This is a genomic window from Neisseria sp. P0021.S007 (genome assembly GCF_051956855.1).
Genome location: NZ_JBQCXA010001120.1, coordinates 1 through 529, shown reverse-complemented (window position 1 = coordinate 529; position 529 = coordinate 1). Strand labels below are relative to the sequence as shown.

Genomic DNA, 529 nt, shown 5'->3' with positions numbered 1-529 from the left:
GCACAAGCCCTGACCTTTTTGAATTTGCAGGTGCAAATGTTGGAAAGCGCGTTTGCTTCAAACCAACGCGAGCAGGCTGAAGAAAATATCGGCTTCATTAAAGACGGCGTGCAGGAATGCTATGAAGACGTCCGCGAGCTTCTGATGAATTTCCGCACCAAAATCAGTAATAAAGATTTTCCTGAAGCGGTAGAATCGCTGCTGGCGCGTTTTGAACGACAAACCGGTATTCCAGTTGATTTAAAATGGCAGGACGACGGGCAGGCTTTGAATTATGATGAGCATTTGCAGATCATCTTCATCTTGCAGGAAAGCCTGTCCAATATTCGGAAGCACGCGCGTGCGCAACATGTCAGCGTCGAAATTGCCAACCACGGCGATTTTGTCATGACGATTCGTGACGACGGCGCAGGCTTTAATAAAGAACACCTATCAAACCGGCCTTCAGGCGAACATGTCGGCTTGGGCATTATGCAAGAACGGGCCCAACGGATTAACGCAGAATTGGCCATTACATCACAGATTGGGC

The 529-nt window shown here is 48.4% G+C and carries 1 protein-coding gene; it reads left to right on the top strand.

What is annotated here, in order from left to right:
- The coding region (locus ACTHUR_RS17835; RefSeq protein WP_440400068.1) for a sensor histidine kinase at nt 1–529 on the top strand (529 nt) is incomplete at both ends.